Origin of the sequence: Streptomyces capitiformicae (assembly GCF_002214185.1) — a bacterium.
Taxonomy (GTDB): Bacteria; Actinomycetota; Actinomycetes; order Streptomycetales; family Streptomycetaceae; genus Streptomyces; species Streptomyces capitiformicae.
Genome location: NZ_CP022161.1, coordinates 3338633 through 3353421, shown reverse-complemented (window position 1 = coordinate 3353421; position 14789 = coordinate 3338633). Strand labels below are relative to the sequence as shown.

Here is a 14789-nt window from a genome sequence, read left to right as displayed (position 1 = left end):
GAGGGGAGCGGGGTGGCTAGTTTCGTGGCATGTCGCGTTTCCGGATGTATCCGACGCCCGCGCAGGCCGAGCAGATGCTCACGCACTGCGCGCACGCCCGGTACGTCTGGAACCTTGCCGTCGAGCAGCACTCGCACTGGCGCCAGGGGCGCAAGAGCGCGCCCGGTTTCGCGGAGCAGTGCCGTCAGCTCACCGAGGCCCGGCGGGAGAACGAATGGCTGGGCTCGGGGAACGCGGATGTGCAGCAGCAGGCGCTGAAGGACTTCGCCAAGGCCAGGAACGCCCGCTTCACGTCCGGGTTTGGTGAGCCAACCTGGCGCAAGAAGTACAAGCATGAAGGCTTCCGGGTCATCGGCACCGACCGCGTACCGGAGTACAGCGCGGACGGGTCGCCGAAGCTGAACGCGAAGACCGGCAAGCAGGTCATGGGCCGGTCGGTAGTCGTGCACAGGCTCAACCGGCGGTGGGCTCAGGTCAAGGTGCCCGGCTGCGGCTGGGTCCGGTTCCGCCTCAGCGCCAAGGGCAAAGGTGGGACGCTGCCCGACGCGAAGACGTTCAGGGTCACCTTTCGCAACGGGCAGTGGCACATTGCGTTCGCCGTCATCCCTGAGCCGACCCCGGCGCCCGGCACGGGGGAGGTGATCGGCATCGACCGGGGTGTCACGATCACCGCCGCCCTGTCGGACGGCCGGACGCCGAACTGCCCGCATCTCACCACCAAAGAGCGGGCGAAGATCCGCAAGCACGAGCGGCGCGCAGCACGAGCCGAGAAGGGCAGCCCGGAGAAGGCGGCCGAGTACGCGAAGGTCGCCAAGCTCAAGGCGCGGGAGGCGAACCGGCGTAAGGACTGGTGCGAGAAGACCAGCACCATGCTCGCCCGCTCCTACGACCTTGTCCGGTTCGAGAAGCTGAACATCAAGAACATGTCCCGCTCCGCGAAGGGAACCGTGGAGCAGCCCGGCAAGAACGTGGCGCAGAAGTCCGGCCTGAACCGGTCGATCCTCGCCCAGGGCTGGGGCCTGCTCCGGCAGCGCACCGAGCACAAAGCCCCCGGCCGGGTCGAGGATGTTCCCGCCCCCTACACCTCCCTGCGGTGCAGCGCCTGCGGATGGATCGAGAAGAAGTCACGCAAGAGCCAAGCTGACTTCGAGTGCGTGTCCTGCGGCTTCACCTGCAACGCGGACACCAACGCAGCAACCAACGTCGCGGCAGGACAGGGCGGGATCCCCCGCCCCCGGCGAACAGCCGGTGCCGGAGGGGCGACAGCGGCCACCAGCCGTTCGAGCGCCCGTGAACCTCAACCCAACTGGGTTGGAATCCCCCTCTTTTAAGAGGGGGAGGATGTCAACGTCATCACACCCGAACTGCGTCGCGCCGCGCGGGCCAACCCCCACGGCAGCTTCGAGCGGGTCGTCAAGGACGGCGTCCCCTACCTGACCATCGCCATGCCCATGGTCTTCAAGGCAAGCCCGGACAGCGTGCTGCCCAGCGGACTCGTCCTCTACGCCGTCATGCGGATGACCGACGAGCAGGTCAACGTCGACGCCCTCCTCATGGCCGCCCGGGACGGCGCCCTGCCCGGCCTCGCCGTCGCGCTGATACCCGGCCTGATCGCCGCGCGCAGTGTGCTGCGCCCGGTGCGGGAACTGCGCCAGGCGGCTCGGAGCATGGGCAGCGGCAGACTCGACACCCGGATTCCGGTGCGCGGCAGCGACGAACTGGCGGACCTGGCACGCACCTTCAACGAGTCGGCGGGCGAACTCGAGCGCTCCGTACGGGAACTGCGCGAGGCCGAGGAGCGCGCCCGCCGTTTCGCCTCCGACGTCTCGCACGAACTGCGTACCCCCCTCGCCGGAATGCTCGCCGTCACCGAGGTCCTCGACGAGGACGCGGACAGTCTGGACGCCGACACCGCCCGGGCGGTACGGCTGGTCAGCGCCGAGACCGGAAAGCTCGCCGTCCTCGTCGAGGACCTGATGGAGATCTCCCGCTTCGACGCACGCGCGGCCGAACTGAACGCCGACGAGGTCGACGTGGCCGAGGCCATCCGCAAGACCCTCGCCAACCGGCACTGGACCGACGACCGGGTCCGCACCGAACTCCCCGACGGCATCCGTGCCCGGCTCGACCCGCGCCGCTTCGACATCGTGATCGCCAACCTCGTGGGCAACGCCCTGCGGCACGGCAGCGTGCCCGTCACGGTACGCCTGCGCACCGAGACACGAGAACGCGTCACAAGGGGGCAGCTGTTCGACTGCTGGGCCGTTCGGTGTGCAGCGCGCCGTCGGCGATCAGCGGTAGCGGCCCGTCGTCGGCGGTGTGCGCGGCGGCCGGTCGCAGGGCGTCCGGGGTGAGCCCGGCGAACAGTCCGCCTCGGGTGCCGTTGAGCAACCAGCCGGTGTGGACGGCGAGTTGCTGGGCCCGTTCGGAACGTCCGCCTCGCCGGCTGTGAGCGGGGCCTGGGCGGGCCGGCGCATCCGGGCGACGAGCCCCTCGGCCACTCGGGGTGCCCGCACCGTCTCACCGCGGGCCGCCGCGTGGATCGCGTCGACCAACGGGACGGACCAGTGGTCGACGGCCGAGGGCTCGGGGGAGCCGAGGGTCCCCCCGTCCTTCGGCCGGGGGGACCCGCATCTCGCTTCGCTCGGCGAGTGCGTGGGCCAGGGACGGCCACGCACGGCCACGAGCAGCCCGGCGCGACGCCACCACGAGCGGTGGCCGCGGCCGTTGTGGCCGCGGCCCCGCTCGGGCGTTGGGGTCAGGACGGGTCGCCGTACTGGAGGCCGCGTCCGTTGGTGCCGACGTAGACGCGGCCGTAGGTGTCGGGGTCACCGGTGATGACGCCGACGCCGCCGATGGCGCCCCACTGATGGGCGTCGTCGTTGACGCGGATCCAGGTGGCGCCCTTGTCGGTGGAGCGGAAGACGCCGGTGACGTCCTTGACGGTACCGATCAGGTACAGGGCCTGGTAGGAGGCGCCGGGTGCGGCCTTGCCGAAGCCGAGGGCGGAGGCGGACTGCACCGTCTTGAGCGTGGTGAAGGTGCGGCCGCCGTCGGTGGAGTGCAGCAGCCCCTTGCCGCTGCCGGCGATCCACAGGTCCCCTGCGATGCCGGGGACGGCCTTGAGCCGGCCGTCGGGCAGGTTGGTGGCGCGGGCGCTGAAGGTCGCGCCGCCGTCGGTGCTGGCGTAGAGCGTGCCACCGGACAGTGAGTAGAAGGTGTTGGCCGAGGAGCGGTCGGCGACGACCACGGCGCCGGTGCCCAGACCGCCGACCCTCGACCAGCTGGCCCCCTTGTCGGTCGAGCGGTACGGGGCCTGGCCGGCCTCGGTCCAGACGATGGTGGAGCCGTCCGCCGCGAGCGCGACATGGCCGTCCTGGGCACTGGCCACCGGCTCTGCCTTGAAGCCGGTCCAGGTGCTGCCGCCGTCGGTGGAGTAGGCGCCGTCCTGCGCGCCGCCCCGGCCGACGCGGACCATCATCGAGGGCTTGGACTGGGCGAAGTCGATGTCGGTGCTGTTGGTCATCATCGGGTTCTTCAGCCGCCCGGTGGGCACCTTGGTCAGGTCGTCGTGCCGGAAGCCGCCCTGGTCGCCCATGGAGGTGATGACGGTGGCGCCGCCGGGCGGGGCGATCGCGTCCAGCAGCGCGGTCTCCTCCAGCCCCCGGGCGCCCATGCTCCAGTGGCTGGTGCCGCCGCTGTCGGTGGCGTTGGCGTCCTTGCTGCGCAAGATGCCGTTGCCGGTGCCGTACAGCACGTGCCCGGAGTTGAAGGGATCGATGGCCAGGGCGGTCATCCAGTGCCCGGTGTGGGTACCGACGTAAGGAGCGGCGTAGGCGCTCCGCACCGTTTTCTCGGCCAGGGCCTTCCAGGTCGCGCCGCCGTCGGTGGTCCGGTAGATCTCGTCCTCCGGCCACCAGCGGCCGAGGGTGGTGACCATCACCGTGGACGGCTTCTGCGGGTCGACGGCCAGACCGGAGAACCCGTAGTCGCCCTGGGAGGGGGAGATGTTCTTCCACGTCCCGCCGGCCGGCGTGTGCTTCCACACCGAGCCCGCCGTCACGCCGTTGGGTCCGAGGTTGTTGGTGTACGACACGTACAGCGAGCCGTCACCGGAGAGCACGCCGTGCTGCGGCATCTGACCGGTGGGCTGCCCGGAGACGGCCTGCCAGGTGCCGCCGCCGTCGGTGGAGCGGTAGAGGGAGGTGGACCTGTCGTTGACGCCGACGTAGATCGTCTTGCTGCCGGCCGGGCCGTACGTCACGAAGGAGATGCCCGCGCCGCTGCTCGCCCCGTCCTTGACGGGGAACGAGGAGACCTGGCTCCAGGTCGCGCCGTGGTCGGTGCTGCGCCACAGGCCGTTCTTGCGGGTGCCCAGCAGCAGGGTGCTGTTGTCGGCGGGGTTGATCGCGAGTCGTTCGCCCGCCCCGCGGCCGTCCTCGTTGCCGCCCAGCTTGAACGGCAGATCGGTGCGCTGGAAGGTGCGGCCCCGGTCCTTGGAGCGCAGGATCGCGCCGTTGCCCCCCCACTCGTTGGTGTAGGTGCCCGCCCCGAGGTAGAGCCGGTTGGGGTCGACGGAGTCGGTGGCCATCGAGTCGATGCCCAGCAGGTTCCAGTCCTTCTCACCGATCCAGTCGGTCAGCGGGATCCACTGCTCGGCCGCGGTGTCCCAGCGGTAGGCGCCGCCCATGTCGGTGCGCGCGTACAGCAGACCCTTCTCCCGCTGGTTGAACACCAGCCCGGTGACGTAACCGCCGCCCACCACCTGGGCGTTCTTCCACATATACGGTCCGGCCTTGGCGGTGGTCTGCGTGCCGCCGGCCCCGGCCGTCTGGGTCTCGCCCGCTTTCACCAGCTTCCACTGCTGGTTGGCGCTGCCCTTGCCGGGATACTGGATGACCGCCGCGCCCTGGGCCGTGGAGCCTCGGGAAACGTCCAGAACCTGGCCGCTCCTGCGGGAGGTGAAGGTGACGGCGTCGGAACCGCTGACATCGCTGATCCGCCACTCCTGGGAGGTGGAGGAGCTGTCGGTCTGCTGCTCGGCGGCGGCCCCCCGGGCGGTCGAATTGCCCGCTATGCCCAGTACTTTGCCGCTGTTGCGGTTCACCAGCTCGTAGTAGCCGTTCCCCTTGGACTTCAGCCTCCACTGCTGGTTGGCGGTGTTCTGGTCGGTCCATTGCTGAATACGGGTGCCGTCGGCGGTGGAGAAGCCGTTGACGTCCAGCACCTTGCCGCTGCGCACGGAGACCAGCCGGTAGTAGGCGTCGCCGTCGACCGTCGCGGCCTGCGAGTCCTCCTGCGCGAAGAGCAGATACGGCACGACGATGGCGGGCACGCCGAGCACCAGACCGGTGGCGGTCCAGCGGCGGCGGTGACGCCCGCGGCGTCCGCCGTTCGTGGGGTTGTTCATGGGGAGGAGTTCTCCTTGCATACCGTTCACCAGAGGAAGACGGATCCGGTCACCGGAACTGACCGGATCCGCTTGCCAGTTGTCGCAGGCTCCTCACAGGGTTGCCGCGGTCCAGGAATTTTTTTCAGATCTCTCACCGGGCCTCGCCGAACGCACAACGGGCCGGTCTGCGGGAAGCCACGCTTCCCGCAGACCGACCCGCTCAGTGACCAGCTGAGTGACCAGCTCAGCGAACCAGCTCAGCGAACCAGCTCAGCGAACCAGCTCAGCGAACCATTTCAGCGAACCATCGCCTCACCTGCCGTAGTACGCGTTGTGGACCGAGATCGTGGACGAGTTGCCCTTCTTGTCGGTGATCTTGGCGCGGAGGGAGATGCCCTTGCCCTTCGCCGGGTTCTTGACGGTGATCTTTCCGTTCCTGACGTCGGTCTTCTTCCAGGTCCTGCCGTCGTCGTACGACACGTACACCGACAGCGACTTGAGGTTCCGGCCCCTCGCCGCACCCTCGACGGTGACCGGGTAGGTGACCGTCCGGCCGGCCGTGACCCGGCTGTCCAGACCCGTCTTCGCCTTGAAGCGGACCGAGGAGACGGGCAGCTCGGTCGGCAGGTCGGAGGAGGGCTTCTTCGAGCGGAACGTCCAGCTCGCGTCGACCCGGGTGGAGGCGGCGTGGACCTTGGCACTCCGCGTGGCCGTGGTGGTGAGCCGGTACGCGGCCTCGCCGGCCGGGACCTTGAACGCCTTACCGCCGTCCAGCGGCGCGGCGTGCGAGCCGACCTTCGTGCCGTTGCGGTACAGCGTCGTCCGCACCGAGGTGAGGTCCGAGACCGCCTCCTGCCCCATGCCGTCGGCGAAGAGCGGGAGCCGGCCGGAGATCCCGTCGGGGCCGTGGAAGACGCCGGACTCCTCCGGGACCACCCGCGGCGCGAACACCGCGGTGTTGAACGTCTTCCGGTAGGTCCTGCCCCCGGTGAGCTTCTGGTAGGAGGAGCCGGAGGTGGAGGCGGCATCGACGATCGGGGCACCGTCCTGGTCCAGCTTCCCGGAGTACTGCTGGGCTTCGAAGTGCCACTCGGCACCCTCGCCCGTAGACAGGTAGAGCGTCCGGGTGGTGGGCAGCTTCTGCTTCACCGGGGTGTGCAGGCCGTAGCCGAAGGGCACGGCGGGGATCAGTTGGAGCACACCCGTCTTGCCGGAGGCCGACGCACCCAACCCCGCCTTCACCGTGGCGAACTCGCTCGCCTTGTAGTGGTGGACGCGGTTGCCCACGACCTTCTTCACCTCGCCGCCGCCGACGATGTCGTACTCGGCGCCGTTGCCCTTGGTCCACTGCCCGGACCACGTCTGCGCCAGGCCGGAGTCCATCGCCGGGCCGACGTGTGCGAGCCGTATGTCGGAGAAGGAGGGCATCTCGACGGCGTTCCACACGTCCACGGGCACGTGCTCGTACGACACCAGGGCATGCAGCGGCTTGGCCCGGTCGTCCGGGACGGTGATGTCGGCCGACCTGGTCTTGTTCAGGTCGAGCGTGACGGTGGTGTTCTTGTCGACCTTCAGCACGGGCCGGGTCAGCCAGTCGGCGCCGCCCTCGGCCGAGTTCGGGTCCTTCATGCTCAGCGAGTCCAGGATGTACGGGCCCTTGGGGACCCGGAAGGTGACGGTGTCGTCGCCGGAGATGTTCGTGTAGCCGCCGCTGCCCCGCTCGGCCCGGTAGAGGGTGGTGAGGTGGACCGGGTTCTGACCGGGGCGGTTGACGAACTTCACGGTGAGGTCGTACGCCTCGGTCTCCCGCTCGACGCCCAGCGCGGTACGGACGCTCTGGCCGCCCCCGGTGGCGGTCACGTACGCCGAGTACGCGCCGTCGAGCGTGCCGCCCAGCTTGGTGTTCACGGTGACGTCGACGGACGCCTTGCCGCCGGCCGGGACGGTGACCTTGTCCGCGCCGAGGGTGAAGAAGCCCGCCGGGGCCGCCTTGCCCTCGGGGTCGCGGGCCTCGTCCGACAGGGCCAGCGTGACGTCCTTGGTGCCGAGGTTGCGGTACGTCAGCTTCCTGGTGACCGGGGTGTCGTCGGTGTGCGGCCACAGCTGGACCGGGAAGCTCACCGAGGACGTCTCGGCGACCACGCTCTGGCCGAGCGCCTTGTCGACCCGGATGCGGCCCGAACCCTGCTGATACGGCGAGTACTTGCCGCCCTTGGCCGAGCCCACGAGGACCGACTTCAGCTCGCTGAAGGTCCAGTCCGGGTGCTGCTGCTTGAGGAGGGCGGCGGCGCCCGCGACATGCGGGGTCGCCATCGACGTACCGTTGATCGACACGTATCCGGCCGGGTTCTCGCCGACCTCCTTGGCGATCGCGCTGCCCTTGGCCGAGGCCGCGGTGATGCCCACGCCGGGCGCGGTCACGTCCGGCTTGATCGCGCCGTCGATGGTCGGGCCGAGGCTGGAGAAGTCCGCCGGCTTGTCGTTGCCGTCGACCGCGCCGACGGTGAGCGCGTTGGCCGCGCTGCCCGGAGAGCCGACGGTCTTGGCGCCGTTCTCGCCCTCGTTGCCCGCGGCGATGGCGAAGAGGACGCCCTTCTCCTCGGACAGCTTGTTGACCGTGGCCTCCATCGGGTCGACGCCCGGGGTGTCGCCGCCGCCCAGGCTGAGGTTGATGATGTCGGCGCCCTGCGCGGCGGCCCACTCCATGCCCGCGATGATGCCGGAGTCGTCGCCTTCACCGGCGTCGTTGAGGACCTTGCCGTTGAGGATCTTCGCGCCCGGGGCGACGCCCTTGAACTTGCCTCCCGACTTGGCGCCGGTGCCCGCGATGGTGGACGCGACGTGCGTGCCGTGGCCCTGCCGGTCGCCGGTGGTGGCGGCCGAGGAGAAGTTCTTGGCGGCGATCACCTGGTCCTTGACGTCCGGGTGGGTCGTGTCGACGCCCGTGTCCAGGACGGCGACCTTGACGCCCTTGCCGTCGTAGCCCTTCGCCCAGGCCGTGGGCGCGCCGATCTGCGGGACGGACTTGTCGAGGCTGGCCTTGCGGACGCCGTCGAGCCAGACGTGGGAGATGCCCGAGGCGACCGAGTCGCCGTTGGTGAGGGCGTCCCACAGCTCGGGCGCGTCCTTCGTGGGCGTCTGGACGGATTCCAGGTTCAGGGTCCTGAAGGTCCGGCGGAGGAATCCCGCGTCTCGGACGTCGGTCCTCGCGGTGCGGGCCGCGCCCTTGTAGCCGACGATGACCTTCAGACCGCCCCGCTGGTTCCTGCGGTTGGCCGCCTTGTTGAGCTCGGTGATGTCGAACAGCCGCTGGTCGAGCCTGCCGCTCGCGATCATCCGGGCGGCGTCCGTCGGTATGACGAGGGTGTGGCCGTCGACCTTCCGCATCTGCACGGGGACCCGCTCGCGGCCCTTGGCCCGCTCCATGCCGACGACACGGCCCTTGGCGTTGACGATGACACGGTCGCCGGTGACGAGGGTGATGCGGTGGGTGCCGGCGGATTCCGTGTCCTTCGCGGCGGCCGCCACGGGACCGGCGGCCGGTACGGGCGTGGCCTGTGCCGAGCCGGTCAGTCCCGTGGTGAGGACCGCCGCCACCGTCGCCGCGGCCGTGGCCACGCATGCTGTCTTCACTTTTCTGCGCAAGGTTCCCCCAGGGCTGGAGTGCCGGGTGGCAATGACTCCGAGTGACGGTAGGAACGCGGATACACAGCTGTTCGTCAGCTGTGCGGCGACGACGTATCGATGTCGATGACGCATCGATGGTCAGTTGTTACAAGCGCAGGTCAGACTGCAGGGCGTGCGACGGTCGCTCGACAACGGGACGGCCCCGCCGGACGAACAGCGAGGGCGGTCAAGGCACCGGGCGGAAGGAGAAGGTGATGCGGATGCGGCTTCGCCGACTCGTGCCGTGCGCCGTGCTCGCCGCATCCCTGACCGTCTGCCTGACCGGGTGCGGCGGGGTGGACGGCGGCGTGCGGGTCGAGGGCAAGGCGGCGACGACGATCCCCTGGACGGGGCCGGTGTACATGACGGACTGGTACGGCCGGGCCTGGCAGCGCCCCACGGAAGTCGAAGCGACCATGCGCGTCTCCCTGGACAAGCTGACATGGCGGGACTGGGGCTCGTCCCGGGCGCGGGCCACCGGAACCTCCACGGACGTGACCTGCCTGTCCGGCTGCCCCGACGGCAACCCGCGGAGCTACCGGGTCAACGTCGTCCTGAGCGATCCGGTCAGGCGCGGGGACGTGGCGTTCTACAGCCGTATGACCCTTACCCCCGTACATCCCCCCGCGCCGTTCTGGGTGAAAGGCAGTGACGATATGGACCTGGGCGTACCGGATGCCTGAGAACGGCACAGGAGAGGACCGTCGGAGAGGGAACGCGATGCACGCTGCTCAGGATGTGCTGCTGGTCGAGGACGACGAGCTGATCCGGGAGGCCACGCGGCTCACGCTGGAGGAACGCGGCTACGGGGTGCGTACCGCGGCCGACGGCCTGACCGGGCTCGCGCTCTTCCGGGAACGCCATCCGGACGTGGCCGTCCTCGACATCATGCTGCCGGGCCTCAACGGAGTGAGCCTGGCCGGCCGCATCCGCGAGGAGTCGGGGGTGCCCGTGCTGCTGATCTCGGCCCGCAACGACCCGGTGGACGTGGTGATGGGACTGGAGGCGGGCGCCGACGACTACGTCACCAAGCCCTTCGACGGTCCGGTCCTCGTGGCCCGCATCCGCTCCCTGCTGCGCCGGGCGGCACCCGCCGAGCAGCCGGCCGAGAGCCCGCGCCTGCGCTTCGGGGACCTGGAGTTCTGCCCGGTGTCCCTGACCGCGCACCGGGGCGGAAAGCCGCTCGCGCTGACCACGACCGAGCTGAAACTGCTGAGCGAGTTCGCGGCCTCGCCGGGGAACGTGCTCTCCCGGGACCTGCTCCTGGAGCGGGTCTGGGACTACGCGTGGTCCGGTGACACCCGCGTGGTGGACGTCCATGTGCAGCGCCTGCGCTCCAAGATCGGCCGGGAGCGGATCGAGACGGTGCGCGGCTTCGGCTACAAGTTGCGCCCGTGAGACGGCCCGCCGTGAAGAACCTGAGGCCGCCCGCCTTGAGCGTGGGGGCGAAGGTCGCCCTGGCCGTCGCCGCCGCGGCCCTGTGTGTGGCCGGGACGATCGGGGTGCTGGTGCACCGGACCACCGCCGTGCACCAACTGGCCACCGCCCGCTCCGGCCTGGACCAGGAGCTGGTGAGCGCCGCCCACGACCACGCCGACGGACGCAGGTCGGACGCCAGGCTCGACCCCCCTGACCTGCCCGGCCCGGTGGCACGGGCCGTGCGCAACGACGTCCGCGTGACCTACCTGGAGGACGGGGAAAGGTATCCGGTGCTGTGGGCGGCGACCCGGGTCTCGGACCGGAGGGTGCTCGCGATCCGCCGTTCGTACGCCCGCGAGGAGCAGTCCCTGGCCAGGCTCGACCGGACGCTGCTCGGCACGGGCGCGGCCGTCACCGTCCTGGTGTCCCTGGCCGGACTGTTGCTGGGGGTGCGGATGGGACGGCAGGCCACGGCCGCCGCGCGTACGGCGGAACGCATCGCCGACGGCGACCTCGACGCCCGGGTACGCCCCCACGGCCGGGACGAGATCGCCCGGCTCGCCGCCTCCGTCAACACCATGGCGGACGCGCTCGGTGCCCGCCTGGAGGCCGAGCGCCGGGTGACCGCCGACATCGCGCACGAACTGCGCACGCCGGTCGCGGGCATGTCGACGGCGGTCGGTCTGCTGCCGCCCGGCCGGGCGTCCGAACTGGTGGCGGGCAGCGTGCGGAAGCTGCGCGGGCTGGTGGAGGACGTGCTGGAAGTGGCCCGGCTGGACTCCCAGGTGGCGGTGGACACCGAGGAGCGTGAGGTGAGCGCGATGGCCCGGCGTGCGGTCGCCGGGCTCGACGACGTGCGGGTGAACGTCGTGCGGGTGAACGTCGTGACCGACGCGGTCGTGGCCACCGACCCGCGCCGCGTCGAACGCATCCTGGCCAACCTGGCCGCCAACGCCCTGCGGCACGGCGCCCCGCCCGTGGAGATGGAGATCGACGGCCCTGTGGTCCGGGTCCGCGACCACGGCCCCGGCTTCCCGCCCGATCTGCTCGCCGTGCTGCGCACCTCCGGCCCTCAGCGCTTCCGCACGGGCTCCCGCACCGGCGGCACCGGCCTCGGCCTGACCATCGCGACCGGCCAGGCACGCCTGCTCGGCGCCCGCCTGACCTTCCGTAACCGTCCGGAGGGCGGTGCGGAGACGGAGCTGCGGCTGCCGGCGGAGTGATCCGCCGGAGGCGGGTCCTGGGTGGTGTCACACGCTCGTGTACGGCCGACCGACCCCCGCCGATCGGCGGGGTGGTAAGGGCCGACCGGCGGGTCAACTCCCGCAGTCCGTCGGATGGTTGACCGTCACTGCGCTTCGGCACCGTTGTCCCGGTGACTGAGATCGAAACCGCCAAGAAGGCGCCCGCGCCCCCGCGTTCCTTATCCGCTCCCGAGTCCGGCACGGCGACGGAACGCCCTTCGTCCATGGCACGGCTGGTCGGGGTGGACCTCGCCCGTGCACTGGCCGTGTTCGGGATGTTCGCCGTGCACGTCGGCCCCTTTCCGACACCCGGGGGCGGCGTCGGCGACTGGTTCCTCGGCCTGGCGAGCGGCCGGGCGTCGGCGCTGTTCGCCACCCTCGCCGGGTTCTCGTTGATGCTGATCGCCGGCCGCCGCGAGCCGAAGACCGGGCTGGCCGGCCGGCAGGCGAGGGCCCGGATCGTGATCCGGGCCGCGATCCTGCTGGTGCTGGGCACCGCGTTGGCGATGACCAACTTCGGCGGCGCCGGGATCCTCAACTTCTACGCGCTGTACTTCCTGCTGGCCCTGCCCCTGCTGCGGCTGCGGGCCAGGACGCTCGCGACCATCGCGGTCGCGCTGGCGGTCGTCACACCGCAGCTGGCATACGGCCTCCGAGCGCTGCTCACCGAGTCGCTCGTGAAGACCATCGACTCCTACGACCCGCTCGCGCGACTCTCCGGCGTGGGCGTGCTCGACCTCCTGCTCACCGGCCTCTACCCGGCGATCACCTGGATGACCTTCGTGGTCACCGGCATGGCGTTGGGCCGGCTGGATCTGACCTCCGGCGCGGTGCGGCGGCGGCTTGCCGTGGTCGGTCCCGCGCTGATCGCGTTCGGATACGGCGTCTCGTGGCTGGTGCTCCGGGTGACCGGCGGCGACCAGAAGATCATGGCCGGGATGCCTGACATGAAGGACTTCGACGCCATGAAGGACCCCGGCATGGCAGCGGGAGCCTTCGACATGCCGGTCGGCAGTGGGCTGTGGGGCCCCGACGCATGGGGGCTGCTGGCAGCCGAGCCGCACACCGGTTCCACGTTCGACCTCATCGGCAGCATCGGGATCGCCATCACCGTGCTCCTGTGCCTGACGGTGGCGCTGGACCGACTGCCGTGGCTGCGCCGGCTGGCGACTCCGATCATCGCCGTCGGCACCATGTCCCTGACCCTCTACGTGGGCCACATCCTGGTCATCCTCGCCCTGCCCGGCGAATCTGCCACCCCGCCGCAGTCCGCCTCCGCCACGCTGCTGCTCTGCTTCGTCCTCGGGGCCACCCTGTTCGCGGCGATCTGGTCCCGCTTCTTCCGCCGTGGCCCGCTGGAGTACCTGCTCAACGGCGCCACCAAACTGGCGAATCGCGTCCGATGAGCCTCGGGCGGACAACGGTCGTGCTGGTCAGGCCCGGCGGGTGGGCGCCGCCGCGCAGGGGGACACCGGGGCGCGGGCGGCTTCCGTGCGCCAGGCGTCGGCGAGTTCTGCGGGGAAGCGCCGGCCACTGCGGGTGATGTCCGCCAAAGCCCCGGCTGTCGGCCGCGCACGATCACTTCATACCGCGCGGTGACACGCGGCCGACCGCCCACCCGGGCACCACGCTGGGGATCCTGCCCGGCGCCCCCGATGCCCTGCGGAACGCCTCCGCCCGCTGCCCCAAGAGCACACCGGACTCCTGCCCGGGTGCGCCGATTCCTCTGACTCGTACATTGAGAGGTGGGGATCCCAGGCTTCGGGATGGCGGGCAGTAGCCATGCAGATGTCGAGAGTCGCATCGCGGATCGATTACGCGGCGCTGTTCGCCGCCACACCGAGTCCGTACCTCGTCCTCGGCCCGGATCTGGTGATCGTCGATGTCAATGACGCGTATCTGCGGGCGACCCGGCGTACCCGGGAGGACCTGGTCGGGACGTACATCTTCGACGCCTTCCCGGACAATCCGGCGGACCCCGACGCGGACGGGGTGAGCAACCTCAACGCCTCCCTGCACCGGGTCCTGACCACCCGGGAACGCGACACGATGGCGCTGCAGAAGTACGACATCCCCATAGTGGACCGGCCGGGCGCGTTCGAGGAGCGCTGGTGGTCCCCGATCAACACCCCGGTGATCGCCCCCGACGGGACCGTCGCCTGGATCATCCACCGGGTCGAGGACGTGACGGAGTTCGTCCGCTCCCGCCGGTCCCGCCGGGAGGAGGCGCACGACGAGGCACCGGCCTCCGGGAGCAAGGTCGAACTGGAGGCCCTCGAGGCGGAGCTGTACTCCCGGGCCCAGGAGTTGCAGCGCCTCAACGAGGAACTGCGCCGGGCCCACGCCCGTGAGCGCCAGGTCGCCGTCACCCTGCAGGAAGCGATGCTCACCTCCCCGGATCTGGTCCGGCACCCCGACATCGCGGTGCGCTATCTGCCTGCCGTGGGTTCGCTCAACGTGTGCGGTGACTGGTACGACGTGATCGATCTGCCCGGCGGCTCGTTCGCGGTGTCGGTCGGCGACGTCGTCGGCCACGGCCTGGGGGCGGCCGCCGTCATGGGCATGCTCCGCAGCGCACTGAGTGCCGCGACCCGTACCGTCGAGGAACCCGCCCAGGCCCTGGAGGTGCTGTGCCGGTACGCCCTCTGTGTGGAGGGGGCGCTCACCACCACCGCCGTCAATGCGGTGATCCATCCCGGCGACCACCTGATCGCCTACAGCAGCGCCGGCCACCCGCCCCCGGTCCTGCTGCACACCGACGGCACCTGTGACCTCCTCGACCAGGCCACCGACCCGCCCCTCGGCGCGCACGCCGAACACGGCCCCCGGACCGAGGCGCAGCTGCCGTACGCGCCCGGCGACACCCTCATCCTCTACAGCGACGGGCTCATCGAGCGCCGGGGCGAGGACATCGACGCGGGCCTGCACCGCCTGTGCGACGCCGTTTCCCACTCCGCCCACCTCAGCCCCGACCACCTCACGGACGCGACGCTGGCCCGCTTCGGAGTCAGCGGCGGCGCGCGTGACGACATCGCGCTGATCGCCGTCCGCCTGTAGGAGTGCTGCTG

General features: G+C 70.7%; 8 protein-coding genes and 2 pseudogenes. 7 read left to right on the top strand and 3 right to left on the bottom strand.

The window, feature by feature from the left end; genetic code table 11:
* The first annotated feature begins 29 nt into the window (after nt 1-29).
* Nucleotides 30-1331 (top strand): RNA-guided endonuclease InsQ/TnpB family protein, encoded by a 1302-nt coding sequence (locus CES90_RS14835; RefSeq protein WP_189785461.1) that lies wholly within the window; start codon nt 30-32, stop codon nt 1329-1331.
* A gap of 18 nt (nt 1332-1349) precedes the next feature.
* Nucleotides 1350-2219, top strand: a pseudogene (locus CES90_RS14830) (HAMP domain-containing protein); the annotation flags it as partial.
* A 210-nt stretch (nt 2220-2429) separates the two neighbouring features.
* Here CES90_RS14830 and CES90_RS49515 read toward each other — a convergent pair.
* The 3 genes and pseudogenes from CES90_RS49515 to CES90_RS14820 all read right to left on the bottom strand — a co-directional run.
* A pseudogene (locus tag CES90_RS49515) lies at nt 2430-2555 on the bottom strand (DNA-binding response regulator); the annotation flags it as partial.
* A gap of 203 nt (nt 2556-2758) precedes the next feature.
* Nucleotides 2759-5410 (bottom strand): RICIN domain-containing protein, encoded by a 2652-nt coding sequence (locus tag CES90_RS14825; protein ID WP_189785462.1) that lies wholly within the window; start codon nt 5408-5410, stop codon nt 2759-2761.
* Between the two features lie 294 nt (nt 5411-5704).
* Nucleotides 5705-9010, bottom strand: a complete 3306-nt coding sequence (locus CES90_RS14820) for a S8 family peptidase (RefSeq protein ID WP_229914105.1) — start codon at nt 9008-9010, stop codon at nt 5705-5707.
* 263 nt (nt 9011-9273) lie between these two features.
* On the opposite strand from CES90_RS14820, the gene CES90_RS14815 reads away from it, so the two are divergent.
* The 5 genes from CES90_RS14815 (at nt 9274) to CES90_RS14795 (ending at nt 14778) form a co-directional block, all read left to right on the top strand.
* The gene (locus CES90_RS14815) at nt 9274-9741 is read left to right on the top strand and encodes a hypothetical protein (RefSeq protein ID WP_189785464.1); all 468 of its coding nucleotides are present in this window, start codon (nt 9274-9276) and stop codon (nt 9739-9741) included.
* Between the two features lie 37 nt (nt 9742-9778).
* On the top strand, nt 9779-10456 hold the full coding sequence (gene cseB, locus CES90_RS14810) for a two-component system response regulator CseB (protein ID WP_189785465.1): 678 nt from the start codon (nt 9779-9781) through the stop codon (nt 10454-10456).
* Nucleotides 10453-11700, top strand: a complete 1248-nt coding sequence (locus tag CES90_RS14805; protein WP_229914106.1) for a sensor histidine kinase — start codon at nt 10453-10455, stop codon at nt 11698-11700. The genes cseB and CES90_RS14805 overlap by 4 nt, the downstream gene beginning before the upstream one ends.
* A 152-nt stretch (nt 11701-11852) precedes the next feature.
* Nucleotides 11853-13127 carry a DUF418 domain-containing protein gene (locus CES90_RS14800; protein ID WP_189785466.1) on the top strand — a complete coding sequence of 425 codons (1275 nt, stop codon included), beginning with the start codon at nt 11853-11855 and terminating at the stop codon, nt 13125-13127.
* A 382-nt stretch (nt 13128-13509) separates the two neighbouring features.
* Entirely contained in the window at nt 13510-14778 is a 1269-nt protein-coding gene (locus CES90_RS14795) for a PP2C family protein-serine/threonine phosphatase (protein ID WP_189785467.1), read from the top strand.
* The last annotated feature ends 11 nt before the right edge of the window (nt 14779-14789 follow it).

Coding starts and splice junctions, on each gene's coding strand:
- CES90_RS14795 (WP_189785467.1), top strand. CDS start 13,510: ATGTCGAGAGTCGCATCGCGGATCGATTACGCGGCGCTGTTCGCCGCC.
- CES90_RS14825 (WP_189785462.1), bottom strand. CDS start 5,410: ATGAACAACCCCACGAACGGCGGACGCCGCGGGCGTCACCGCCGCCGC.
- cseB (WP_189785465.1), top strand. CDS start 9,779: ATGCACGCTGCTCAGGATGTGCTGCTGGTCGAGGACGACGAGCTGATC.
- CES90_RS14835 (WP_189785461.1), top strand. CDS start 30: ATGTCGCGTTTCCGGATGTATCCGACGCCCGCGCAGGCCGAGCAGATG.
- CES90_RS14815 (WP_189785464.1), top strand. CDS start 9,274: ATGCGGATGCGGCTTCGCCGACTCGTGCCGTGCGCCGTGCTCGCCGCA.